Raw genomic sequence first — 23107 nt, 5'->3', positions numbered from 1 at the left:
TCGATGTCGACGCCGTGCAGGCGCGTCCATTCAGCTTCAATGGGGCCGCCGCTTTTCAGCGGCGGAGAGGTGAGGTCGGAGCCGAGCACCGCGTTGACCCGGGTGTTGCTTCAATGGGGCCGCCGCTTTTCAGCGGCGGAGAGATCTGGCACCTCGATGGCGATCGTGTCGGTCCCGGCGCTTCAATGGGGCCGCCGCTTTTCAGCGGCGGAGAGGGCGGACATCGCGCGCTTCGGGGCGCTCGACCACGCCTTGCTTCAATGGGGCCGCCGCTTTTCAGCGGCGGAGAGCTTCCTGTATCGCGATGAGTATTACTTCCCGGAGACGCTTCAATGGGGCCGCCGCTTTTCAGCGGCGGAGAGCGCAAGCGCCGCGGATCGATCATACTCTGATCATGGGCTTCAATGGGGCCGCCGCTTTTCAGCGGCGGAGAGGCCGAAGCGATCGGTGGCTCGCTCGGCGCGCTCATTATGCTTCAATGGGGCCGCCGCTTTTCAGCGGCGGAGAGTCAAGATGCGCAACACGCTCTGCGAACGCGAGGAGATGCTTCAATGGGGCCGCCGCTTTTCAGCGGCGGAGAGACCGGCGGGGACGCGGTCCTCGCAACGGACCTCGGGCGGCTTCAATGGGGCCGCCGCTTTTCAGCGGCGGAGAGGATGGGCCTCGCGATGGGTGCGCGGCGCCTCCGGTCGGCTTCAATGGGGCCGCCGCTTTTCAGCGGCGGAGAGAGGCCTCCCAGACCTACCTAATATTTCGCGCACTTGCAACCCGGTTTGCGAGAGGTCCCCGTTCCACCCCCCGCTCCGGCCGCCCGGGACCGCCCCGAGCGCCCCCGGCCATCTCGAAATCCATCGTCTTTTCAAACACCTGCCGGCCTTGCGAGCGCCCCCCGGGTTTTTCGCGTCACTCCACCGCTCGCAGCCGATGCTCCCGCGCCCTCTTCTACCACACCCCCTCCTCTCCTCGCCCAGCCATTCCGTTCTCCTCGGCCGCCTTGCCGCTCCTTGCCCCACCTCGCCCGACTCCCCCCCCACCTCGCCCGACTCATCCCCCACCTTGCCCGCCTCATCCCCCTCGGAACGCTCACCTCCCGAGCCGGGGACGACCCCCGCCCGCCCCGGGGCTCCCGCCCGCCGACCCCCGCGACCCACCGCCCGCGCCGGGGCTTCGTCCCCCCGACCGCCGGCGCCCTTGTACTCCAGCCGCACGTCGCGGGATCTCCGCGGATTTCGATGAGCGGGCCGGCCATCGGGACGCTCCGCTCGTTCGCACACGGGTGGAGCCCAGCTCGTTCGGTGCTCACCGATGTGCGGCTGGAGACGAGCGTGCGGACAGCGGTCGCCATGGGAGTCGTCGCTGCGCTCGCCATCCTCGTCCCGGCGTTCGTCCTCATTGCCGTCCGCGGGGCCGGCGGAGGGCGTTCTCAATGGTTTTTCTATAGCCACCGGAACCACCCCAGGTGTCTCTATCACCCGCAGTGCTTCCGCATGGACTGTCCGCCTCCCCGGCTCCAAGCATGTTGGATCGAGAGCTTCACCTCACGCAGGTGGCTTCGGACATCCGGGATGGAGAGCTTAACCTCGCGCAGACGGCTTCGAACATCCGTGATGGAGAAGTTAACTTCACGCTTGAGGCTTCGAATATGCTGGATGGAGAATTTAACTTCACGGTCGTGACGATTTTCTTCGACCCAAGTGAGAAAAATTGCACAAATAGGTCCAATTTCCGGCCAGCCCCGGCCCCGATCCTGTCAAGATTCATGGCAGCTTGCCGCTTTCCCAGGCGAAGCTCTGTCCGAGGAGGCCGCCCATGCCGAGGAACGACGGGTACACCCTCGGGGAGATCGCCGAGCAAGCTGGCGTGAGCGAACGCACCATGCGCTACGGGTACGAGCGGAACCTCTTCGTGCCGCCGCCGTTCGCCGGACCGGGGGCGCGGTACTTGCGCGAGCATCGGCTCCAGATCCTGTCGATCCAGAAGCTCCGCGAGCAGGGGCTCAAGCTGCCCGAGATCAAGCAGCGCGGGCGGGCCGATCCTGCGGCAGATGGCCCAGCAGATCGTGAATCACTTCGGCGGCGCGGCCCCCGGACCGCACCCGCTCCAGGACTCCAGCCGCACGTCGCGGGATCTCCGCGGATTTCGAGGAGCGGGCGGACGCTCGTGACGCTCGGCTCGTCCGCACCCTGGCGGAGCCCAGCTCGTTCGGTGCTCACCGACGTGCGGCTGGAGTACTTGCCCCGCACCCCGGCGCTCCTCACCGGCGCTCCTGCCCGCGCCCCGGCCGCCGGACGCAGCGGGCGCTGAGCCGCGCGGGCGCGTCGCGTTCGCTCCTCTCCCTGCCTCGTAACAACCCCTCATCCATCGAACACACGCCGTCGCAGCACCGCGCGACTCGGGGCGGGCACGCAGCGCCGGCGAGCCGCGCTGGCAACACGATTCCAGCACGATCACGATTCCAGCACGACATCGGTGCGACCCACGTAATACCGCGGCTCTCAAGGAGGGACAGATCCGAGCCGTGGCGGAGATGTTCCAGAAGAAGCTCGGCCGGCCGCTCGCCGAGGCCGAGCACCCTGTGCTGGCCGCTCGGTTCGAACGCCTCGGCCTCTCTCGCCTGGACGATGTCCGGCTGGAGCTGTCCGCAGACGCCCTCGCGCATGGCTCGCGGATCCGGAAGCGAGCTGAAGATACCTCGCTCGCCTCCGGCGGATCTCTGCCTTCGGCGCCGCCCTCCCTTCGACCCTCGCGCGCGCCTTGGCCGCCCCCAGCGCCGGCTCACCGCCTCACACGACCACCGCCACCCGCTCCGACGGGACGTACGCCCTCCCGATCGACGCGATGGCGCTCAGCCCGCGCCCGTTCGCCGGACCGATGTCGATGATCAGCACCTGATCCACCTTCGAATCGATGATCTGCCCGAGATCGCGCCGCAGCTCCACGAGCTCCCTCCGGCTCAGATCGCACTGCCACACCGAGAGCTGCAGCCAGTCCCCATACCCCCGCATCGCCTTGAAGATCTTGCGCAGCCGCTTCGGATCGCAGACGTCATAGCTCACGACGTAACTTTGCCTCACGCCGGCCTCCTCTCCCTCTCTCCCTCGCTCCGTCTCCCGCTCTCTCCCTCGCCTTCACCGCGTCCGGAACGACGGGTACGCTCCGACCTCGCCGAGCAGCACCCGCGCGAGCAGCCGCGCCTGCACCTCCAGCACCCGGCGGTAGCTGATCCGGTATCCGAACACCGGGTGCGTCACGAGCTGGTCCATCCGCCGCTCGTAGGCCAGGAGGAACTTCTTGCGCCCCGCCGGCCGCAGCGCCACCGCGCCCCCGAAGCGCTGGAAATCGTCCGGCGCGACCACGCCGTTGTTGATGACCGCGACGACCACCGAGTCCGCCACGATCGGCCGGAACTCCTCCATCAGATCCAGCGCCAGCGCCGGCCGGCCAAAGCGCGGCTGGTGATAGAACCCGAGCAGCGGATCCAGCCCGACCGTGCCCAGCGTCGTCGCGAGCTCCTTCGCGAGCAGCGCGTACGCAAACGACAGCAGGGCGTTCACCGGATCCCGCGGGGGCCGGCGATTGCGCCCCTCCAGATCGAACTCGCCCCCCGCCTCGCCGCCGGCCTTCAACATGCCGGCGAACGCCCCGAAATACACCCGGGCCGCGGTCCCCTCGATCCCGAGCAGCGACGGCAGCGCCGCCGCCTCCGCGGCCCTGCGCGCGAGCTGATCGAGCTCCGACAAGACGGCCGCCTCGGGCGCCGCGTGGTTGCGCCGGAGCATCGTCCTCGCGTTCTTGATCTTCGACACCACCACCCCGCGCGCGAACGACAGGCAGAACGCCTCGTCCGCCGCCGCCCGGTGCTGCGCGACCCGGAGCTCCACGTTCCGCGACTCGAGCCCCGTCGCGCGACCCATGTAGTAGCCGCCGTACGTCATGAGACAGAGCGGTATCCCGCGCTCCAGCAGCGCCCGCATCGCCTGCGTCGAGATCTGCACGTTGCCAAGCAGGGCGACCTGCGACGTGTTCGAGAGCCGCGCCTCCGTCTGGCCCCCGGTCCGGCTGTAGATCACGAGCCGCTCCCCCGCGAGCCCGATGCGCGCCCCCTGCTCCTGCACGTACATCGGGACCTTGTCGTCGCGCGCAGGATGGAGCCGCCTGAGCTCCGCCTCGCCCTCCTCGTCGCCGTCCCCAGGCCCCGCGTCCGCACGCGCCTCGCCGGCGATCCCCCACGGATCCACCTCCAGAGGGCCCTCCAGCTCCTCCGACCCGTCGGCCTCGAGAGGCGGACTCTCTGGCTCCACCGCCGCGTCGAGATCCTCCCCGGCGAGACGCCGCAGCAGGTTGGTCTCGTCGGGCAAGCAGATCCCCACCAGCGAGCAGCCGTTGCACTTCGGGCTGTCGACGAGCGGCGGTGGGATGGCCGCGGCCGTCGTCACCGCCCGCGCGCGCGCCGCGGCCGCCTGCGTCGCGGCGATCAGCGCCTCGTCGATCGCGATCGAGACGCGACGCCGCGACGCCGCGAAATAGACGGCCGCCTCGTCGCACGAATACCCGTGCTCGCGCAGGAGCAGCACGTGCGCACAGAGCTGCGCGCGCTCCGGCAGGTAAGCCCCGCCGGGCACGTCCGGCGCACGGCCGCGCTTGTACTCGATCGGCAGCAGGCGCCCCGACGCGTCGCCCTCCACCACATCGATCTTCGCCGTGATGCCGAGCCGCTCCGACGAGAGCCACACGCTGCGCGCCTCGTACGGCGCGGGCTCGTCGCCCTCCTCGTCCCTGTCGGCCCGCCTGCCCGGCGCGCGCCGCTGCTGCACCGGCGCAGGCGTCGCCGCGGCCGGCGCAGGCGTCGCCTGCTCCCCGACGGAGCCGTGCGCCTCCCCTGCCGGCCGCGGCGGCAGCTCGCCGCCCGCGACGTCCGCGCGCCGGTGCACGCTCCGGCCCTCCACCGTGAAGACGTTGTCCTCGAACTCGCCCTGCGCCCACTCCAGGTAGAGCAGACGCTCGCAGTAAAGCACCTCGTTGATCATCCGCGCCGGCACCAGCTCCGGCGGCGTCCCCGCGACAGGCAACCTCCGCGGAAGCGGCTTCGCCCGGATCAGCGGCTCGCTCGACTCGTCCGTGACTCGCTCAGGAGCTCGCGCCATCGTGGCACCCCCTCTGGACACCATCAGACGCCTTCGCGTCAGGCAGAGTCAAGCATTCGAACCCATGAATTGGCCTGGAAATTCCGAGCAACTCAACGGAATGCCCGGCACGAGCAACGGCGTCCTCTCACGCGATTCCTCACCGGCAACGGCGCGCTGCGCGAGCAGCCCGGTCCCGTGGGAAGACCTGAAACCCGCCGATAGGTCGCGTCACGTCTCCCGTACCTCCACTCCCGTGCGCTCCCAGCTCGACTCTGGCCACGGCGGCCCCGGGCAGCCTGAGTCTCGGCGAAGCAAGCCGAGCTCGGCCCGAGCTCGGATGCGCGCGTCACTTCATCAGGTAAATTCGCATGGGTTACGCAAAGCTGCGTAGTAAGGCGTCGCCCCCCTTCCCATTCGCCCTCTCCTCTGCGATGGTAAGCACCATCTCGTCAGCCGCTCGACGCCAGCGCTCTGCCGCATGAGCTCGCCCCCGCTCCGCGCAGCCTGGAGCTTTTTACCGTTTTCCGCTCACGTTCCGCCCACGGAGGACCGATGCGCTCTCTCGATCTCGACACCCTCGCGAACGCCGTCGCCGGCGGCGCCGCCGCGATCCGCACGATCACGCGCCTCGATCCCGCGGGCGGCCCCGGAGACAAGGTCTTCCCGCCAACCTACGTGAAGGAGCGCAACGCGACCACGAAGTACGCGACCGAGCAGCGGCGCATCGACGGGCGCGAGGTGACCACGGTGCTCCTCGACTCGGTCGCTTCTCAGGCCAACCGCTTCGAGGAGGCGCTGCTCGACGGATTCCGGCGCGGAGAGCTCCCCTTCCCGATCGTGCAGGTCGACTTCTCGAACGAGGAGGGGCTCGCAGACCTCGAGCAGATCACGGCGCTCCAGGCCCCGCACCGCATCGCCGACGCGCTCCTCCGCGACAGCGTCCTCGGCGGCACCCCGTTCCGCCACACGACCATCGGCAAGGAGGTGACCGACGCGCGCCCGACCCACGCGACGGCCATGTTCAAGTACTGCCCGACAGCCCTGATCTTCGGCGTGTGGGACAGCACCGGTCCGAAGGGCGGCCTCGGCGCCAAGTTCCAGCGCTGCCTGGTCTCCGAGATCGTCGGCGTCGACATCGCGATCGGCGTGAAGACGGCGAGTCGCCTCGACCCCGCCGGCATCCAGACGAAGGCAGGCCCGGTGTTCAAACACAAGGACCCGAGCCAGGACTGGACCGTCGATCCGAAGGAGGCCGAGCTCGTCAAGGGCAAGCCCGTCGAGTTCTCGCGCAGCGGCGGCGACGGCAAGAAGGGCTCTCCGTCGGCCATCAACCACGGCAACATCCCGCCGAGCATCGACGCCGCGGCCGGCGGCGTCACGATGAGCCACGCCGTGCAGACCGCCGTGCTCTCGCTCGGCGCCCTCCGGCGCCTGCGCTTCCAGACCGCCTGCTCCGGCGAGCGCCTGCCCGCCGAGCAGCGCGACGCGGCCGAGACGGCGGCGCGCACCGCCCTCGCCGCGCTCGCCCTCGCCGCCGTCGTCTACCACCGCGAGCAGGGCTACGATCTCCGCTCGCGATCGACCCTCGTCGCGAAAGAGCCCCTCGTCTTCGAGCTCGTCGGCCGCGACGGCGGCGAGCCGGAGCGCTTCTCGCTCTCGCGCGCCGAGGCCGCGGCCCTGCTCAAGGGCGCCGAGCTGAAGGCGCGGCAGCTCGGCCTCGGCTGGGATCCGAAGCCCGTCACGCTCACGCCGGCGCCGAAGCTCGCCGGCCTCATCCGGAAGAGCCGCGAGCTGGCGGCGAGCGGCGAGGCCGAGGACGACGGCTGATGCTCGCGATCGAGGTCGCCCTGCTGACCGGCCGCTACGTGGCGACCGCCGCCGACGAGCGCGGCCGGGCCGAGTGGCCGCCGCACCCGGCGCGGCTGTTCTCGGCCCTCGTCGCGGCTTACTTCGAGGCGCTCGACCCGGCCGCCGACGAGCGCGCCGCGCTGGAGTGGCTGGAACGGCAAGGCCCGCCCGAGATCACGGCCCCCGAAGCCGCCGCGCGGGAGGTGGTGACCGTGTTCGTGCCGGTGAACGACACGAGCGTTGTCGGCTCGCTCGACGACGAGGCGCTCGCCGTGCGCGAGGCGCGCGCCGAGCTCGACGCCGCAGCGCCGAAGGGCGGCAAGCCGCTCGCCGCCGCCGAGAAGAAGCTCGTCAAGGCCGAGGCGCGCTTCCTGGAGGCCGTGCGCAAGGCGACCGCCCCGGTCGCGGCCGGGAAGGAGGGGAAAGAGGGGCCGGCCAAGGCAGCGTCGATCCTGCCCGAGCGCCGGATGCGGCAGCCGCGCACCTTCCCGTCGAGCGCGCCAGCCGAGATGGAGCCCGCCGCGCCGCGGATCGTCTTCGCGTGGCCGAGCGCGACCCCCACGGCCGAGCAGCGCGCGGCGCTCGACGCGCTCGCCGCGCGCGTGACGCGGCTCGGGCACTCCTCGTCGCTCGTGACCGCCCGCGTGCGCGACGACCGCCCCGAAGCGACCTGGGTCCCCGATGATGTCGGCTCGGGGCGCGCCGGCGACGAGGCGGTGCTCCGCGTCGTCGGCCCGGGCCAGCTCGCGGCCCTCTGCGCGGCCTTCGAGCTCCAGGCCGACACGCCAGGACGGGTGATGCCAGCGTCGTTCCAGCGCTACGTCCGGCCTCGCGCCGCCGGCGAGGCGAGCGCGCCGGCCCCCTCCTTCGGCGACGGGTGGATCGTCCTGCGCCGGGTCGCCGGCCCGCGCCTCCCCTCGGTCCGGGCCGTCGACGTCGCGCGGACGGTGCGCAAGGCCCTGATGGCGGCGTACGGCCCCGGCGCGCCCGAGATCCTCTCGGGGCACCGCGCGTCCGGCGGGCCGAGCGAGCGCCCCCACCTCGCCTACGTCCCGCTGCCGTTCGTCGGCAACGAGCACGCCGACGGCGCGATCCTCGGCGTCGCGCTCATCCTGCCGCGGGACGCGACGCGCGACGAACGGCTCGCCGTCTACCGCGCGCTGGACGCCTGGGAGCGGCAAGGGCGCGGTGGCGACGAGGAGCCGCCGACGGTCCCTGTCCACCTCGGCAAGGCAGGCGAGCTCGTCCTCGCACGGCTCGAAGAGCAGGCGTCCCTGTCGACGCTGAGGCCCGCGACCTGGTGCGCCGAGGCCGCATCCTGGGCCAGCGCCACGCCGATCGCGCTCGATCGCAACCCGGGCGATCTCGGCGCGCGCGATCCGCAGAAGGAGGCCGCCGCCTACGCCGAGGCCGAGGCGACGCTCGCCGTCGCGTGCGAGCGGATCGGGCTACCGCGGCCGTCGCGCGTGACGGTCCTGCCTGCGGCGCCCCTCGCGGGCGCCGAGAAGGCCCGGCGCTTCCCGCCGTTTCATACGGGCAAGCCTTCCGTGCAGCGCGTGCTTGTGCACGCGACGCTCGCGTTCGACGCGCCGGTGAGGGGGCCCATCCTGCTCGGCGCCGGCCGTTACTTCGGCCTCGGCCTCTTCCGGCCGCTGAGGGGCAATGGCTGAGCTCTCGCCCCATGACTTCGCCGCATACTTCGAGGCGATCCACGGCGCGGCGCCGTTCCCGTGGCAGGCGAGGCTGCTCGCCGACGTCAAGCGCGAGGGGCACTGGCCGGCGTTGCTCGATCTGCCCACGGGGGTGGGCAAGACAGCGGCGATCGACGTCGCCCTCTTCCACCTCGCGCTCGACGCCGCGTCGCCGCCGGCCGAGCGCAAGGCCCCCCGGCGCATCGTCATGGTCGTGGATCGGAGGACGGTCGTCGATCAGGCGTTCGAGCGCGCGAAGACGATCGCCGGGGCGCTGATCGGCGCGCGGGAAGGCGTCCTCCGCGCCGTGGCCGATCGGCTCCGGGCGCTCGCCGGCCTGCGGGGGGACGAGGCGCCGCTCGCGCTGGCGCAGCTCCGCGGCGGCATGCCGCGCGACGACGCGTGGGCGCGGAGGCCCGATCAGCCGCTCGTGGCCGTCTCGACCGTCGATCAGGTCGGCTCGCGGCTGCTCTTCCGCGGCTACGGCGTGAGCGACGCCATGCGCCCGATCCACGCGGGATTGCTCGGCAACGATGCGCTCCTGCTCCTCGACGAGGTGCACCTGTCGCGGCCGTTCCGCGACACGCTGATCTCGCTGCGCCGGTACCGTACGTGGGCGAGCCACAAGCTGCCCGACCGATGGCAGGCCGTGGAAATGTCGGCCACGCCGGGCAGCACGTCCGCTGTGTCAGACGGCGAGGGCGTGTTCAGGCTGAACGACGACGATCATCGCGACGAGCGGCTCGCGAAGCGGCTCCGGGCGAAGAAGTCGATTGCGCTCGGTGAAGTGAAAGTGAGCGGCGGGGAGGACGCGAGGAGAGCGATGTTCGCCGACGCGTTCGCCGAGCACGCCCTCCGTTTCGTGGCGCCAGGGCGCGCCGTCGGCGTCATCGTCAACCGCGTCGCCACGGCGCGCGAGGCGGCCGAGGCGGTCCGCAGGCGGTCCGGGGGCAACGTCACCCCCATCCTCGTCACGGGCCGCATGCGTCCGCTCGATCGGGACGATCTCGACGCCCAGCTCGGCCCGCTCGTGCGCACGGGCCGCGCGCGCGACGCAGCCGCGGACCCGGTGGTCATCGTCGCGACCCAGTGTATCGAGGCGGGTGCCGACTTCGATCTCGACGCGATCGTGACCGAGTGCGCCTCGCTCGACGCGCTCCGGCAGCGCTTCGGCCGCCTGAACCGGATCGGCGCCATCGAGGACGCGCGGGGCGTGGTGCTGGTGCGCTCGGACGCGCTCGCCAAGGACCACGTCGATCCGATCTATGGCAGGGCGCTCGCCGAGACGTGGACGTGGCTCGGTGAGGCAGCGCGCGATTTCGGCATCCAGGCGATGGCGACGGCGCTGCCCGAGGGGGAAAGGCTCGATGCATTGCTCTCGCAGCAGGCGCCTGCGCCCGTGATGCTCCCCGCGCACCTCAACGCATGGGTGCAGACGCGGCCGAGCCCGGAGGTCGATCCCGATGTTTCCCTGTGGCTCCACGGGACCGAGCAGGAGCAGACCCCCGAGGTGCAAGTCGTCTGGCGCGCCGACGTGACCGAAGCGCTGCTCGCGCTGGCGAAAAGAGACGAGGAGGCGCGCGAGGCGCTATTGAAGCGCGTGGAGGCGTGCGCGCCGGTCGGGCTCGAGGCGATCTCGATGCCGATTCATGCGGTGCGGGTGTGGCTCCAGGGCGGCGCGGCACCCGATCTCGCCGACGTCGAGGGACGCGCGGTGGGAGAGGACGACGGGAAACCGCACGATGGACGGCTCGCGCTCCTCTGGCAGGCTGATGAGAGCCGGGTGATCGAGCCCAGCAAGCTCCGCCCAGGCACTACGCTCGTCGTGCCGAGCACGTATGGAGGCGTCGCCGACGGCACCTGGGATCCTTCGGCCCAGAAGCCCGTCTCGGACCTGGGCGATCGCGCTCGATGGCAGCAGACGGGACGCCCGACGCTGCGGCTGCACCCGGATGTCCTGCGGCAGCATGCCGATGTCACGGACGCTGCATTGCGGCAGATTCCCGTCCCGGTCGTGGACGATGGGTCAGATGCCGAGGATCGCGCGGAGATCGACGCGTGGCTCTCGGAGATGAGCACGGCGACGGCCGCGACATCGTGGCTTGGCCGGGTGCTCAAGGAGCTCGCGATGAAGGGCAGGAGGCGTCCCGCCCTCGTGCGGCTCGACGGCATGGAGCTGGCGGGCGAGGATGGAGAGCCGCGGGTCGAGGCTGGCTATTTCGCGCTCGTCGGCCGCTTCCGCACGCATGACGAGGGGGCGGGCGGCGTGACGACGGAGGACGACGGCGCGTCGTACACGGGCGTCGAGGTGACGCTGCACGAGCACCTGGGGGGCGTTGCCTCCTGGGCCAGGCGGTTCGCCGAGCAGTGCGGGCTCCCGCCCGAGGTCTCGCGCGACGTCGCGCTGGCGGCACGCTGGCACGACGCCGGGAAGGTCGATCCGCGGTTCCAGCGGATGCTCCACGGGGGCAGCGAGCTACGGGCGGCGGTGGCGCCCGAGCCGCTTGCCAAGAGCGCGCTAGTCTCTGCGGATCGCGCTGCGCGGGCCCACGCGTTCAAGCGATCCGGGTATCCGGAGGGAGCCCGTCACGAGCTCTCGTCCGTCACGCTCCTGGAGACGGAGGCGTGCGCCCCGCTGCTAGGCCAGGCCGCCGATCGCGATCTGGTCCTGCACCTCGTGGCCTCGCACCACGGCTGGTGCCGGCCGTTCGCGCCGGTCGTCGTGGATTCCGATCCTGTCGAGCTCACCTTGGATGCCGACGGCAAGATCGCATGCGTGTCGAGCGACCACGGCCTCGCGCGGCTCGACTCGGGCATCGCCGAGCGGTTCTGGCGGCTCGTGGAGCGCTACGGCTGGTTCGGCCTGGCCTGGCTCGAAGCGATCCTGCGGCTCGCGGATCACCGGCGGAGCGAGGAAGAGCAGCGCGGCGACATCCAGGCGAAGGAAGAGAGATGAGCGAGCTCCTGCTGACCGGGCTTGACGGCAAGAACCCGCTGGCATTCCTGGCGGCGCTCGGGGTGCTCAACGCGCTCGCCGACCGGACGAAGGACGGGACGCCGGAGCCGAAGCTCCTCTGGCGCGCCGGCGGCACGTACCAGGCGACGATCGTGGGCGGCCCGGATCGCGCCGCGTTGCTCGATGTGCTCGTGCAGGACCTGGAGAGCTTCCGGGGAGAGCCAGCGATCGAGCGGCTGCGTTATCGCAAGGACGGTGATGGGGCCGCGGCGCACGATCTCAAGCCTCCTCCGCGCCGCTTTGCGGAGTACCTGCGCGACCTGGTGAGCGACGATCTGCGGCGAAGCGTCGCCTTCGCCGCCGCATTCGCGACCGACGTCGCGGTGGACAACAACGGCAACACGAAGCCGACGGCGCTCCACTTCACCGCAGGCCAGCAAGAGTTCCTCACGATGGTGAGCGAGCTCCTCCAGGGCGTGCGCGTCGAGGATCTGGAAGAGGCCCTGTTCGGGCCGTGGCGCTACGAGCGACCGCTCCCGGTGCTCCAGTGGGACAACACCTCGGCGCGCGACTATGCGCTGCGCGCGAGCGATCCCTCGAAGGACAAGAAGCTCGGCGTGCCCGGCGCGGACTGGCTCGCATTCCGCGGCCTGCCGTTCATCCGGGTGGCCCCCCTCGGCGACCGCATCATGACGACTGGCTGCAACGGCGAGTGGAAGACGGGAACGTTCCGCTGGCCCATCTGGACCGTTCCGCTCCCGCGCTCGGTTATCGGCTCCGTCCTCACATCGCCAGAGGTTTTCGAGGTCGATCCGCGCGTCCTGCGCGCTCGCGGCATCGCTATCGTGTTCGAGTCCGCGATTCGCCGGAGCGATCAGGGCGGCTACGGGAGCTTCGCCCCGGCGCGCATGGCACGCCCGGCGCGCGCGGGCTGATCCGAGGATCCCCTTCATCCCCTCCCCCCTCCGCCGTATCCTCCTCGCTGGAGGCCCCATGCCGACTGCGACGAGACCCCAGAACGCCACGCTCACCGGCGCGCTCCCGCTCGACCGGCCCACGGCGGAGCGGCCGCACCGGCTCTACGTGGCCACCTCGAACCACTGCAACCGCGCGTGCCCGTGGTGCTGCACCTGCTCGTCGCCCCGGGGCCGGACCTTCCTCGCCCTCGACCGCTACAAGGCGAGCTTCCCGGCCGAGGGCCCCTTCGAGGTGCAGCTCGAGGGCGGCGAGCCCACCATCCACCCGCACTTCGACGAGATGGTGCGGCTCGCCCGCGCCGAGCCCCGCTGCGCGCGCGTCGTCGTCGTGACCAACGGCGTCGAGATCCCGCGGGACCCGGCCGGGCTCGACGCCTGGCTCCAGAAGCTCGGCGAGCCGGCCACGATCAAGCTCTCGATCAACCACCACCTCCTCGAGCACGACAGCGATCTCCTCGCCCTCGCGCGCGCCCTGCACGAGCGGCTCTCCGCGCTCGGCGGCGACCGCCAGCTCGTCCTGAACGTCCGGCTCCGGAAGGACGAGGCCGACGGCGACGCGTGGGTCGTGCAGGCGGTGCGCGACGCGGGGCTCATCGAGCTCGCCAACGTGTTCCACCTGCAGCGCTACGGCTTCGCGCAGAAGCGCGAGGACTGGGACGAGCCCTTCCTCGTCGGCACCCACTTCACGATGCTCAACCCGGACGGCCGCGCCTTCGGCCCCGACCTCGTGGCGCGCTCCGACGCCATGCGAGACCTGCCGTGAGCGCGCGCCCCTTCCGCGAGGAATGGCGCCGCCTGAAGAGCCGCGCCTTCGATCTGACGGGCAACAGCACCGCCGGCGAGACGGTGCGCTTCGACCTGTGGGGACAGCCGGTCGAGATCTACCGCAATGCGAACTTCTCCATCTACAGCCGCCAGCCCTGCAATGCGAAATGCCACTTCTGCGTCGAGGAGCTCAGGCCGGCGTCGCGCGGGCGGAGCCTGTCGGTGCAGAAGACCGTCGAGGACGACGACGAACGCTATTTCGACGCCATGGCCGAGTCCCTTGTCGCGCTCCAGCCGCTCGATCCGACGGTATCCATCACCGGCGGCGAGCCGAGCCACGATCCGCGGCTGCCCCGCATCCTCGCCCTCGGACAGGCCCGCCGAGGACGCAAGCGGACGCTCACCACGAACGGGTCGGGGCTGCTGCAGCAGCGCGAGGGAAAGCGGGTGATCGACTGGATCGTCGAGACAGGCGTCCAGCACCTCAACATCAGCCGCGCCCACCCGGATCACGACAGGAACGCAAAGCTGATGGTGATGAAGGACGGCCTGAGCGTCGACGAGCTGCGCCAGGTCGTGGAGACGGCCGCGGCGGGCGGCACCCGGGTGCGCCTCTCCTGCGTGCTCCTGCAGGGGCAGATCGACTCGGTCGAGCCCATCGTGGCCTATCTGCGGTTCGCCCGGTCGCTCGGCGTCGACAACGTGATCTTCCGCCAGCTGATGAAGACCGACAAGGCCGCGGTGGTCGAGAACCACGTCGTGAAATACAGCGATCGCTCCCGCGTCCAGCTCGAGCCGCTCCTCGACGCGCTCAGCGCCGACCCGCGGTTCTCGTTCGAGCGGCAGATCGTGGGCTATTACTACTATGTCGAGGTGTTCCGCTTCGAGGACATCGATGTTGTCTTCGAGGAGGCCGACCTCGCCCAGCTCGAGGAGACGAAGCGCTCGGGCCCAGGCATCGTCCACGAGCTCATCTTCCACCCGAACGGGAGGCTCGCTTCCACCTGGCAGCCGTGGGACGGCATCCTGGGCCCACCCCCGGCGGCGCGTGCCGCGCTCGACGCATCATGACGCCGCCGATCATCCCCCTGCCCTACATCGGCCGGAACCTGCTCTTTCTCGAGGAGGTGCTGGACGAGCTCGACGGGCGCGGCATCACGGGCCCTCTGCTGTTCCGCGCGAGCGAGACAGACAAGCTCGCTCGCCTCCTCGAGCACGGCACCGACCGCGCCGGATACCCCGGAGAGAGGCCGTGGACCGACGGCCCGGATCAGGGGCGCCCGATACGGCACGAGGACGTGATCTTCGCGACCACGGCCGACGAGATCCGGTCGGGAGAGCGGGAGCCCGAGCGGTCCACGTCGCTCAAGAAATTCGCCGTGATCCAGCGGCCCCTGTTCGTCGCGCACGATGCCGGCTGCTTCGTCAAGCTGTGCGACCGGCAGTACGAATACAGCGATCCAGCGCAGAAGCAGGCGGCGCTCCTCGCGCTCTTTCCGGTGACGCGGGTCGAACCGATCCAGGGCTGGTTCTCCGAGGAAGACGGCCTGGCGTACCGAGCGCTCGTGCGCTCGCTCCGGGGTGGCGCGATGGTCGAGGTGGGCTGCTGGAAGGGGCTCTCCACGGCCCACGTCGGGCGGCTCGCGGCGAGGAACGGCGTCGCGCTCCACTGCGTCGACACGTGGGAAGGCTCCAGCGACGCGTACGACGGGCGGTATCGCGCCCTGCTGGCCGCGGAGGACGTGCCGGGCGCGTTCCAGGCGAACATGGAGGCGCTCGGGATCCGGCCCAGCGTCCTCCGGATGCCGTCCACGGACGCGGCGGCGCGCTTCGCCGAAGCGAGCCTGGATCTCGTGTTTCTCGACGGCTCGCACGACCGCGCGGCCGTGCGAGCCGATCTCGAGGCCTGGTGGCCCAAGCTCAGGCCGGGCGCCGTCCTGGCCGGCCACGATCACAACGACAAGCACGCGGGGGTCATGGACGCCGTGGCTCACTTCATGTCCCTGGCCGGACGGGCGGCCGAGCGCGGCGCCGGCTCGGTGTGGTGGGCGCGGCGATAACGAGATGATGGAGACGAACAAGCGCCTCTTCGTCGCGACGGGAGCCTATGGGTGCGGCAAGACCACGACGCTCCGTCATCTCGCGTCCACGCGGGGCTACGGCGTGCACGGCGAGGCGCACCGGCGCGTGCTCGACGAGCTCGGCGCGCGCACCCACGGCCATCCGCCGGACGAGCCGTTTCGCCCGATCGACGCGCCGGACCACGTCTGTCCCATGTGCCGAAAGCGGGAGTTCGCCGCGCGGGTGCTGGAGACCCAGAAGACGATCGAGGCGGAGGCGCGGGATGGCGACTGGCTGGAGCGCGGGGCGCTCGATCCGGTCGAGTACTACCTGCGCACGAGCGGAGAGGCCGAGTATCCGTGGCCGCCCGGCGAGCCCGCGTTCGAGCGGTATGCGCTTGTGTTCCTGTTCGCCGTGATGCCCGAGCTGCAGGCGCCGCGCTGGGGCAGGAGCAGAGAGGCGCGCGCCGCCGAGGCGGAGCGGATCAACCAGCGGCTCGGCGCGCTCTACCGCGCGGCCGGCTTCGAGGTGGTCGATGTCGGCCCCGGCACCGTGGAAGAGCGGGCGGAGCTCCTGGCTCGGGGCGCGCGTGCTACCTTGCGTGAGAGCCCATGGTAGCCGCCGCGCACATGCCGTTTCCGTCCTCGATCGCGCCCGCGGGTGAGCAGCGGTTCGTGATCCACGGCGTCCCCTGGCAGACCTACGTGAGGCTGCGGGACGAGCTGGACACACCCGGCCTGCGGATGACCTTCTGCGAGGGAACGCTGGAGCTGATGAGCCCGTCCATCGATCACGAAGCAACGAAGACGCTCATCGCCCGCCTGATCGAGATCTTCGCGCTGGAGCGGGATGTGCCGCTCCACGGCTACGGCTCGACCACGTTCCGTCGCGAGGCCAAGGCACGGGGCCTCGAGCCCGACGAGTGCTATTGCGTCGGCGAGCCGCTCAAGGAATTCCCCGATATTGCGATCGAGGTGGTGCTGACGAGCGGTGGGCTCGACAAGCTATCTGTCTACAGCGGTCTCGGCGTCCGTGAGGTCTGGTTCTGGGAGCGCGACGCATTCCAGATCCATGCGTTGCGCGGCGAGGCGTACGAGGCCATCGCGGCCAGCGAGCTCCTTCCGGCTCTGGATCTCGCCGCGCTCGCGCGCTTCGTGCGCTGGCCGGATCAGCACGCGGCGGTCAAGGCGTTCCGGAGCTGGCTGCGGGACGAAGGCTGAGCTCGCTCGCGCGGCGGCGCGGGGCGCTCAGCCCTCGGCGAAGTCCTGAGAGAGCCGCACGTCCTTGAGCTCCGCGCCGAGCAGCTCGATCGCGGCCGTGACGAGCGGGTGGTCGGCCACGGCGCGCCGGGCGGCCTCGACCCGCGCCTTGCGCTCGGCGGTCTCGACCTGCGCGAGCGAGGGGCCGGCGCTGCCGCGGGTGATCGTCTCGAAGACCAGCTCGGCGGGGCCGCCGAAATGGGCGCGCAGGGCCCGGGCGAGCAGCTCGCGGGCCGCGGGCTCGGTGGCCTGGCCGGACAGGAACGAGTTCGCCTCGTAGCCGAGGACGACGCGGGTCGGCGTGAGCTCCAGCACGGCCGCGTGCTCGAGCACCGAGGCGAGCGCCGGCCGCAGCGCCCGGACCCCGGTGATCACCGCGCGCCAGGTGGCGAGATCGCCGGCGCTCATCGCGGGGGGCGGCGCGCTCGACCGCGGCGCCGGGGCCTGCGCCGCCGGCGGCGGCGCGCTCGACCGCGGCGCCGGAGCCTGCGCCGCGGGGGGCGGGGCGCTCTGCGGAACGGAGTACAGGGCGCCGCGCGGCGAGGGAGGCGGCGCGCTGTCGGCGCGGTACGCGGGCGCGGCCGCGCCGTTCGCGTAGGCCGTGGCCTTCGCGAAGGCCGGCGCGGCGCCGCCGCCCGCGAAGCTGGCCGCCGCGCCGTGCACGCCCGGCGCGCCATTCGCGAGGGCCACGACGTGCGCCGACGACGTGCCGTTCGCCGCCACGCCGCCCGTCGCCCTCGCCACCCCCGCGGTGTACGGCGCGCCGCTCGCCGCTGCGCCGTTCGCCCGCGGCGCGCCGTGCGCCGCCGCGCCGTACGAAGCCGCCGCGCCGTTCACCGCCGCGCCGTTCACCGCCGCGCCGTACGAAGCCGCCGCGCCGTACGAAGCCGCCGCGCCGCTCCCCGCGCGCGCCGCCCCCGGGGCCGCGATGCCCTCTGCCGCGACGCCCGAGGCGCGCGCATCCGCCCGCGCCTCGTCGGGCGCTGCCTCGGCCGGCGCCGCGCCGCGCCGGGGCGCAGCCGCTCCGCCGGACGGCGCGCCGGGCCGCTGCGGCGCGCGCTCCGGCGCACCACCGCCACCGCCGCCACCGCCGCCTCCGCCGTTCAGGCGCCGCTCGAGATCGCCGAGGCGGCGCAGCAGCTCGTCGATCGGCAGGAGCGGCGGCCGCCTGGCGAGGCGGACGAGCGCCATCTCGAGCGAGGCCCGCGGCTGGCCGCTCCGGACGATGTCGTCGAAGGAGCGCGAGAAACCCTGGTGCAGCCGCGTGAGATCGTCCGCGTCCGCGCGCGCCGCGAGCGCCCGCGCGTCGGCGACCTCCTCGTCGGCGAGATCGAGCAGCGGCGCCGGATCCTCGCACACCTTCGCCACCACGAGATCGCGCAGGTGCGCGAGGAAGTCGCGGGCCACGTGCGGCAGGTCGTACCCCTGCTGCGCGAGCTCGCCCACGATGCGCACGCACGCCGCAGGATCGCCGTCCACGAGCGCCTCCGCCAGCCGGTGCAGCACCACGCGGTCGGCGACGCCGAGCACCTTCGCCACGCCCTCGGCCGTGATGCGATCGCCGCTCGTCCCCACCCACGCGATCACCTGGTCGAGCAGGCTCATCGCGTCGCGCATGCTCCCCGCGGCCTCCCGGGCGAGCGCGCTGAGCGCCGGATCGTCGGCGGGGATCTTCTCCTGCTCGAGCACCCAGCGGAGCCGCGCCGCGATCGCCTGCGCCCCGATGAGCTTGAAGTCGTAGCGCTGGCACCGGCTCAGGATCGTGACCGGGACCTTGTGCACCTCCGTCGTCGCGAAGATGAACTTCACGTGCGGCGGCGGCTCCTCCAGCGTCTTCAGGAACGCGTTCCACGCCGCGTTCGAGAGCATGTGGACCTCGTCCACGATGAAGATCTTGAACCGGTCGCGCGCCGGCCGGTACGGCAGGCTCTCCTGGAGCTTCCGCACCTCGTCGACGCCGTTGTAGCTCGCGCCGTCGATCTCCTGGACGTCGACGTCCGCGCCGACGGTGATCTCGGCGCACTGCGGGCACGTCTGGCACGGCTTCGCCGTGGGGCCTTGCACGCAGTTCAGCGCCTTGGCGAGGATGCGCGCGCTCGTCGTCTTGCCGACCCCGCGGACGCCCGTGAAGAGGAAGGCGTGCGCGACGCGATCCCGCGCGATGGCGTTGCCGAGCGTCGTGGATACGTGCTCCTGGCCGACGAGATCCTCGAAGGACTGCGGGCGCCATTTCCGCGCGAGGACGACGTAGCTCATACGCTGCTCGACTAGCACCTTCTGGCGAGCGCGTCGCCGCAGCTGTGGCCGACTCGGACGCCGCCCTGCATTCCGGTGAGTTTGCCAGAGTTGCCGCGCCAAACGCACCCTTCTCCGCCCAGACCGGGGCCGGCCGCCCTGCGCAAGGGTGCGCAACGGAGTCCCTGGAGAGGCGGAAGCGCCGCTCGACGTGAGACGCGACCGGACGGGGCCGGACAGGCCGCGCTCTCCGCGTCCCCTTCCCGGTTGCGGCGCGGCGCCGTTCACGGCATAGACCGCCGTCTCATGCAATTTCGCGGCGGAATGAATGAGCTGGTTCGCCAGGCGGCGCGCATGCAGCGCAAAATCGACCAGGTGAAGGACGAGCTGAAGGAGCGCGAGGTAAGCGCGACGGCCGCCGGGGACAAGGTCACGGTCGTGGTCACCTGCGAGGGAAAGGTGCGCCGGATCGACGTCGACCCCGCGTTCCTCGCGAGCGAGGGCCTGGAGATGGCGCTCGATGCCATCGTGGCCGCGTCGAACTCGGCGCTCGAGACGGCCGACAAGCTCGTCGAGAGCGAGATCGCCAAGGTGACCGGCGGCGTCAAGCTCCCCGGCATGCACACTTGATTGCGTTGCGTCCCCCGGCCTCGCTCCCCGGCTCCTCGAAGCTCCCGAACGGCGGCCCCGCCGGCTTCCGCAGCGCGTCTGGAGGCCTGCCCGGCCGGCTGTCGCGCGTCGCCCAGCTGCTCGCGCGCCTGCCGGGCGTCGGCGAGAAGACGGCGCAGCGCTTCGCCCTCTTCCTCGTGACCGCCGGCGAGGACACCGCGCGCGACCTGGGCAGCGAGCTCGCGGAGCTCTGCGACCACATCCGGCCGTGCGTCCGGTGCGGCCACATCGCCGAGATCGACGACGGCGGCGGGGCGCTCTGCGCCATCTGCCAGGACACGCGGCGCGACGGCGGCCTCCTCTGCGTCGTCGCGCGCGTCCAGGACCTCCTGGCGATCGAGCGGAGCGGGGCGATGCGCGGGCGCTACTTCGTGCTCGGCCGGCTCCTCTCGCCCCTCGAGGGGGTCGGCGCCGAGGAGCTGCCGCTCGCGGCGCTCCGGGCGCGCGTGCTCGACCCCGAGCAGCCGGTGCGGGAGGTGCTCGTCGCCACCCCGCCCTCCGTCGACGGGGAGGCGACCGCGCTCCTGCTCGCGCGCGAGCTCGGCGCCATGGGGATCCAGGTCACGCGGATTGCCAGCGGCGTGCCCCACGGGGGAGATCTGGAGTTCGCCGACCAGGTGACCCTGGGGCGAGCGATCGAAGGCCGGAAGAGCTTCGGCTAGAGGGAACCGCGTAGATCGGCCCCCGACCCACGTCAGCGCGGGGCGGGCGAGCCTTCCCCGCACGCCGAGGCGCTCCACGATTCAGAGGTCGACATGTCCAAAACCGCAATCACATCCGATCGGGCCCCGCGCGCCATCGGGCCCTACTCGCAGGCCGTCAGGGCCGGCGATCTCGTGTTCTGCAGCGGCCAGATCCCGATCGATCCCGCGACGGGCGAGCTCGTCGCCGGGGGGATCGAGGCGCAGACGACCCAGGTGATCAAGAACCTGAGCGAGGTGCTGTCCGCGGCCGGCGCGAGCTGGAACGACGTGGTGAAGACCACGATCTACCTGACGGACCTCGCGGATTTCGCCGTCGTCAACCAGGTGTACGGGGCGGCCGTCGGCGGCGTGCTGCCCGCACGGGCGACGGTGCAGGTGGCGGCGCTGCCCAAGGGCTCCGCCGTCGAGATCGAAGCTGTTGCCCATCTATCGCGATAATCGGGGAGCCGCGGCCGCGGTCCCCCTCTCCAAAATGTCCCCGGGAGCCTCGACATGAGCACAAAGAACGAGAGCGAGAGCACGGAGCGGACCGCCAGCGCAGTTCCCGAATCTGCGCACGAGGGCGCCCCCGATGCAGAGAGCGGAGACAAGCCGCGCGCGCGGAAGGTCGTCCGCTCGGCGAGCACGTCGAGCGCGAGCGTCGCCAAGCGAGCCGACGAGCCGTCCGAGGGCGCCTCGGCGCAGCCCGCGGGCGAGGCGCCGCGCCCCTCGGCGAAGGCCGCCGCAAAGGAGCCGCAAGGCTCGCTGCTGGACCTGATCGCGCCCCGCAAGCGCCCGGCGCTGGCGGACGCGCCGCCGCCGGCCCCGACCGAGGACGCCGCGCCGCCGCCCACCGTCGCGCCGCGCGTCGTCCGCGACTACCGCGCGCCGAGGCCCGAGCGGACCGCCGGGGCATCCGGCGCGCCGCGGCCCGACCGCGGGCCGAGGCCCGACCGCGGGCCGCGGCCCGACCGCGGCCCGCGACCCGACAGGGGGCCCAGGCCCGACCGCGGGCCCAGGCCGGAGCGTGGCCCCAGGGTGGAGCAGGGACCTGGCGCGGCGCAGGGAGCCGGAGCGGAGCAGGGCGCGAGGCCCGATCGCGGGCCCAGGCCCGACCGCGGACCCAGGCCTGATCGCGGGCCGAGGCCCGACCGGGGACCGAGGCCCGACCGCGGGTTCTCGGCGCGACCGGTCGCGGAAGGCGGGCGGACAGACAGCGGGCGCCCGCAGGGCGCGCGGCCCGGGGCGCAAGGCCCGGGGGGCGCCGGGGGACGAGCGCCCGCTGCGGCGAAGCAGCAGCAGAGCGACCGGATGGTGACCGTTGTCGGCCAGGGCGCGAGCGCGACGGTCGTGACGGGCAAGGGCGCCCGGCAGCCGCAGGGCCCGGCCAGGCCGGCGCACCTCCTGTTCGCGCTGCCGGCGGCCAAGGCGACGCAGGTCGCGGCGGCGGACAAGCCGGCGCTCACGGCGCGCGAGGCGCTCAGCGCGCGCACCGCCAAGGCGAAGCAGGCGACGGCGGCCACGAAGGGCAAGGCCGACAGCGGGGCGCGCCCGGAGGGCAGCGCGGGCGTCGAGGCGGCGAAGGTCGACTTCGACGCCGAGGTGCTCGCGGCGGGCTGGGATCGGGCCATCGAGGCGCTGCGGGCGGCGGGCGACGCCGCGCCGGCGCTCATCGACGCCTGGATCGGCGCCTCCAACGCCGAGGCGATCGCGGCGGCGGCCGAGTCGGAGGACGCCTCCGGCGCGGCGCGGAAGGCGGCGCGGCGGGCGCTCAACGTGCTGAAGTCGCGCGGGGCGGCGATCCCGACGCGGCCGCGCGTGGTGCGGCTCGCCGAGGAGCGCGCCGAGGTGATCCAGGCGACGCTGATCCCGCCCGACTCGAGCGGGACCGAGGCCATCGCGATCACGAGCCGCGATACGAGCGGCCGCTACCGGATCGCGGAGGTGATCGTGCGCGAGTCGGTCGGCGTGCTGCACGCCGGCGCGGGGTGGCTCAGCGGCTCGCAGCTCAAGGAGGGCCGGGCGCGCGCGTACGACAACCTGGGCACGGCGCCCGTGCCCGTCTCCCTGGAGTGGGCCCGCTATCGGGTCGCGACCGCCAAGCGCCAGAACGCCGTGTCGGGGCAGGTCGTGCCGCTCGGGCTCGAGGGGTGTCGCGATCTCATCGAGCCCGCGCCGGAGACCGAGCCGCGCCACCCGGTGGCCGACCTCGAGGAGAGCCTGACGGACGAGCAGGTGGCGGCGCTCATCCCGGGCTCCGCCGCCCTGCACGACGAGCCGGAGTTCCGGCACTGGCTGCCCGCCCGGCAGGCGCTCGACGAGCTCCTGCAGAAGGTCGGCCAGCGGCTCGGGTCCGCCGGGATGCGCGATCCCGCGCAGGTGAACACGGCGCTGCGCGAGGAGCTCGAGCTCGCGACCGACCGGTTCTTCTCGCCCGAGGTGCGCGGGCAGCTCGCGACGCGGATGCGGAGCAGCGCGGTCTCGCTGCGGGCGCGCAAGGGGGACGCGGCGGCCACCACCGCCCTCGCCGTGGCGCGCGCCATCAAGGAGGCGGGGCTGATCACCGCGCCGCCGCGCGAGATCCCCTTCCTGGCGGCGTTCTTCCAGAAGGCGCTCGGCGTGCTCGCGCAGCAGGGCGGCGGGCAGCTGCGGGTCCCGGTTCCGGCCGACGCGGCCGGGCCCTCCTCGGGCGCCGAGGCCGCGAGCGGCGAGGAGCCTGCCGAAGGCTCGGGCGCCGAGGCCGCGAGCGCCGAGGGCTCGGGCGGCGAGGCCCAGCAGGCGGCCGGCGGGTGATCGCGCGCGCCGGCCACGCCGGCGCGTGATCGCGCGCGCCGGCT

The 23107-nt window shown here is 72.4% G+C and carries 17 protein-coding genes and 1 CRISPR repeat array (1 of these 18 cut by a window edge); of the genes, 14 read left to right on the top strand and 3 right to left on the bottom strand.

Annotated elements, in window-relative coordinates; genetic code table 11:
- Positions 1-728: a CRISPR direct-repeat array (repeat unit 36 nt) (it extends 2012 nt beyond the left edge of the window).
- A 1081-nt stretch (positions 729-1809) separates the two neighbouring features.
- Positions 1810-2304, top strand: coding sequence for a helix-turn-helix domain-containing protein (locus WMF28_RS01525; RefSeq protein ID WP_437600222.1), 495 nt, complete (start codon positions 1810-1812; stop codon positions 2302-2304).
- Positions 2305-2783: 479 nt separating this feature from the next.
- Here WMF28_RS01525 and WMF28_RS01520 read toward each other — a convergent pair whose 3' ends face one another.
- Both WMF28_RS01520 and cas4g/cas1g read right to left on the bottom strand, forming a co-directional pair.
- The gene (locus WMF28_RS01520; protein WP_437600221.1) at positions 2784-3074 is read right to left on the bottom strand and encodes a CRISPR-associated endonuclease Cas2; all 291 of its coding nucleotides are present in this window, start codon (positions 3072-3074) and stop codon (positions 2784-2786) included.
- Positions 3075-3128: 54 nt separating this feature from the next.
- Positions 3129-5144 (bottom strand): CRISPR-associated endonuclease Cas4g/Cas1g, encoded by a 2016-nt coding sequence (gene cas4g/cas1g / locus WMF28_RS01515; RefSeq protein WP_437600220.1) that lies wholly within the window; start codon positions 5142-5144, stop codon positions 3129-3131.
- 534 nt (positions 5145-5678) lie between these two features.
- On the opposite strand from cas4g/cas1g, the gene cas7g reads away from it, so the two are divergent.
- The 9 genes from cas7g to WMF28_RS01470 are packed head-to-tail and all read left to right on the top strand — an operon-like array spanning position 5679 to position 16644.
- Positions 5679-6953, top strand: a complete 1275-nt coding sequence (cas7g, locus tag WMF28_RS01510; protein ID WP_437600218.1) for a type I-G CRISPR-associated RAMP protein Csb1/Cas7g — start codon at positions 5679-5681, stop codon at positions 6951-6953.
- Positions 6953-8644 carry a type I-G CRISPR-associated protein Csb2 gene (gene csb2 / locus WMF28_RS01505; RefSeq protein WP_437600217.1) on the top strand — a complete coding sequence of 564 codons (1692 nt, stop codon included), beginning with the start codon at positions 6953-6955 and terminating at the stop codon, positions 8642-8644. The genes cas7g and csb2 overlap by 1 nt, the downstream gene beginning before the upstream one ends.
- Positions 8637-11621, top strand: coding sequence for a type I-G CRISPR-associated helicase/endonuclease Cas3g (gene cas3g, locus WMF28_RS01500; protein WP_437600216.1), 2985 nt, complete (start codon positions 8637-8639; stop codon positions 11619-11621). Before csb2 ends, cas3g begins: the two co-directional genes overlap by 8 nt.
- The gene (locus WMF28_RS01495) at positions 11618-12556 is read left to right on the top strand and encodes a type I-G CRISPR-associated protein, Cas3-extension family (RefSeq protein ID WP_437600215.1); all 939 of its coding nucleotides are present in this window, start codon (positions 11618-11620) and stop codon (positions 12554-12556) included. The genes cas3g and WMF28_RS01495 overlap by 4 nt, the downstream gene beginning before the upstream one ends.
- Positions 12557-12614: 58 nt before the next feature.
- Positions 12615-13361: a radical SAM protein gene (locus tag WMF28_RS01490; protein WP_437600214.1), complete on the top strand. Its 747-nt coding sequence runs from the start codon at positions 12615-12617 to the stop codon at positions 13359-13361.
- On the top strand, positions 13358-14434 hold the full coding sequence (locus WMF28_RS01485; protein WP_437600213.1) for a radical SAM protein: 1077 nt from the start codon (positions 13358-13360) through the stop codon (positions 14432-14434). Before WMF28_RS01490 ends, WMF28_RS01485 begins: the two co-directional genes overlap by 4 nt.
- The gene (locus tag WMF28_RS01480) at positions 14431-15423 is read left to right on the top strand and encodes a class I SAM-dependent methyltransferase (protein WP_437600212.1); all 993 of its coding nucleotides are present in this window, start codon (positions 14431-14433) and stop codon (positions 15421-15423) included. Before WMF28_RS01485 ends, WMF28_RS01480 begins: the two co-directional genes overlap by 4 nt.
- A 4-nt stretch (positions 15424-15427) precedes the next feature.
- Positions 15428-16042: an ATP/GTP-binding protein gene (locus WMF28_RS01475; protein WP_437600211.1), complete on the top strand. Its 615-nt coding sequence runs from the start codon at positions 15428-15430 to the stop codon at positions 16040-16042.
- Complete coding sequence (locus WMF28_RS01470) at positions 16036-16644, top strand: Uma2 family endonuclease (protein ID WP_437600210.1); 609 nt, start codon at positions 16036-16038, stop codon at positions 16642-16644. Before WMF28_RS01475 ends, WMF28_RS01470 begins: the two co-directional genes overlap by 7 nt.
- Before the next feature lie 27 nt (positions 16645-16671).
- Here WMF28_RS01470 and dnaX read toward each other — a convergent pair whose 3' ends face one another.
- Complete coding sequence (gene dnaX / locus WMF28_RS01465; protein WP_437600208.1) at positions 16672-18939, bottom strand: DNA polymerase III subunit gamma/tau; 2268 nt, start codon at positions 18937-18939, stop codon at positions 16672-16674.
- 285 nt (positions 18940-19224) lie between these two features.
- On the opposite strand from dnaX, the gene WMF28_RS01460 reads away from it, so the two are divergent.
- From WMF28_RS01460 to WMF28_RS01445, 4 genes are all read left to right on the top strand, one after another.
- Positions 19225-19548, top strand: coding sequence for a YbaB/EbfC family nucleoid-associated protein (locus tag WMF28_RS01460; RefSeq protein WP_437485718.1), 324 nt, complete (start codon positions 19225-19227; stop codon positions 19546-19548).
- A gap of 5 nt (positions 19549-19553) precedes the next feature.
- Positions 19554-20249, top strand: coding sequence for a recombination mediator RecR (gene recR, locus WMF28_RS01455; protein WP_437600207.1), 696 nt, complete (start codon positions 19554-19556; stop codon positions 20247-20249).
- 93 nt (positions 20250-20342) lie between these two features.
- Entirely contained in the window at positions 20343-20729 is a 387-nt protein-coding gene (locus WMF28_RS01450; RefSeq protein ID WP_437600206.1) for a RidA family protein, read from the top strand.
- 54 nt (positions 20730-20783) lie between these two features.
- Positions 20784-23063 (top strand): hypothetical protein, encoded by a 2280-nt coding sequence (locus tag WMF28_RS01445; protein ID WP_437600205.1) that lies wholly within the window; start codon positions 20784-20786, stop codon positions 23061-23063.
- The last annotated feature ends 44 nt before the right edge of the window (positions 23064-23107 follow it).

The organism is Sorangium sp. So ce590 (assembly GCF_051521365.1).
GTDB lineage: Bacteria > Myxococcota_A > Polyangia > Polyangiales > Polyangiaceae > Sorangium.
This window is presented reverse-complemented; position numbering and strand designations above follow the sequence as displayed.